This is a genomic window from Aerococcus sp. L_32 (genome assembly GCF_050689315.1).
Genome location: NZ_JBOEQF010000340.1, coordinates 1 through 2,089, shown reverse-complemented (window position 1 = coordinate 2,089; position 2,089 = coordinate 1). Strand labels below are relative to the sequence as shown.

Annotated in this window: 3 protein-coding genes; all 3 read left to right on the top strand. The window is 35.0% G+C overall.

The features are described from left to right. Positions 1-532: histidine phosphatase family protein (locus ACRCJ0_RS12635; protein ID WP_431390651.1), on the top strand; the 532-nt coding region annotated here is incomplete at its 5' end. Positions 533-774: 242 nt separating this feature from the next. After that, the gene (locus tag ACRCJ0_RS12630) at positions 775-1,848 is read left to right on the top strand and encodes a YkvI family membrane protein (RefSeq protein ID WP_417893187.1); all 1,074 of its coding nucleotides are present in this window, start codon (positions 775-777) and stop codon (positions 1,846-1,848) included. An 85-nt stretch (positions 1,849-1,933) separates the two neighbouring features. Beyond that, positions 1,934-2,089: helix-turn-helix domain-containing protein (locus tag ACRCJ0_RS12625; protein ID WP_431390652.1), on the top strand; the 156-nt coding region annotated here is incomplete at its 3' end.

The following is a 2,089-nucleotide window of genomic DNA, read 5'->3' as shown; positions in this document are numbered from 1 at the left end:
AGAACTTATTCTAGACGAAAATAAGGTAACTGCTAAAGATATTGAAATTGAGAAACGTCCAGAGTTTAGAGAAGTCTTCTTTGGTTCTTTTGAAGGATTAGACGCAAGAGGTTTATGGGACAAAGTAACAGAGATTGCTACTGGAAAAGATGGCAATTATACAGGTGCCACTTCAGATGAAAGTGTTCGTTTAGAATTGAATGCTTTTAAAGAAATGGATCCTTACCACGATGCAGAAAACTTCATGGAATTTTGGATGCGTGTGGAATTAGGTTTGATCGACGTGATCACTAAACACAGAGAAACTGATCAAACGATTCTAATTGTGAGTCACGGGATGACTATCCGTAATATGATCCACGAATTGATTCCACAATTTGAAATTGATTCAATGCTAGATAATGCGAGTGTTTCGATTGTCAGATACCAAGACGGTCTTTATCATTTAGAAGCTTTTAATCAAACAGAACATTTTGCCCATAAAGAAATTAATGACCAAGAAACTGATCTTGATCATGAGGATATTTCTTAATCATACAAAATTAAATGGTGAGTGCACAAGGAAATTTACCTTGTCTGCGCTCGCCATTTTTTTATTATCGATAAATTCTATATCATAGATAAAAGCCGAAGAGAATGGGATACAACAAGCTTTATTTTACCTGCAAATTTATAAATTATGATATACTATATTATGTATTTTTTTGAAAAAACTTAACAAAAAGGAAGGAATATTTACAAGTGGATAAAAATAGTAGTAGGTGGCAAACGATCATGGTTATGGGTGGTGCAATGATGGCATCGCTCATTGGATCAGGTTTTGCAACAGGGCAGGAGCTTATCCAATACTTTGTTTCAAAAGGTTGGATGGGGCTTCTTTCAATTTTTGTCATGTTTTTAGGCTTTGCTTTTATGGGGTATACCTTATTTACAACTGGATATCGGCACCAAGATAAATTAGAAAATACCAATGATATTTTTGAATTATATTCAAATAAAATGATTGGTAAATTCTATGAATATCTTTCTATCGTAGTTATTTTCTTAACTTATACGGTAATGATCGCGGGAGCCGGTGCGACACTAAACCAGCAATTTGATACACCTATCATTGTTGGCTCAATACTGATGTTTGTAGTGGTTGCAGGTGTTGTAATGCTTGGATTAGAAGCCTTAACCAATATCTTAGGGAATTTAGGGCCTATGATTGCTATTGTTGCCATGCTACTAGGTTTATATGGTTTAATCACCAACTTTAATGAATTACCCAATATAGCAAGTTCAATCGAAAGTGCTTTGGCAAATGGAGAAATTCAGACCTCTTCAGGAAATTGGCTTGTGTCAGGTCTTAATTATGTAGGGTATAACCTTATCTTATTCGCAGGTTTTATTAGCCAAACTGGGGGAGAAGCTAACAGCCGTAAAGACGCCGCATATTCGGGTCTAATCGGTGGGGGTTTCTTTAGTATTGCGATCCTTGTTTCTTATTTTGGTTTCATGGCTTCCTTCAACTTAGTGGGTAGATCAGCTGTACCTACTTTATCTTTAGCTAATGAAATTCATCCTTACCTAGCTTACTTCTTTGTTATTATTATCATGATTGGGATCTTCACTACAGCAGTCACCTTACTTTGGAATTCAGTATCTAATTTCTCAGAGGATGGTAGTAAAAAGCATAAGGTCCTTACATTGATTATCGGCCTAATTGGTTTAATTATCGGTTCAATGATTTCTTTTAGTTCATTATTGAAAATTGTCTATAACATTGCTGGCTATTTCGGAATTGCCTTTATGATTCTGATGCTAGTCCGTCACATTCAATGGGGTAGAGCAGCTAAAGAAAAATAGAAAAAGTTTCAAATAAAAAAACCGCTTATGATGTAGAGGCCCCCAAAAGTTAGACCAAAAATCTAACTTTTGGGGGTTTATTTTTATGGCAAAATATTCAATAAAATTTAAATTGGAAATTGTAAAACATTATCTGGGGAACTATGGTGGCTACCGAGCGGTAGCAAAGAAATATAATATTGAAGAGTCTATTGTAAGAAGATGGGTTAATAGCTATCAACAATTTGGAATCGAAGGACTG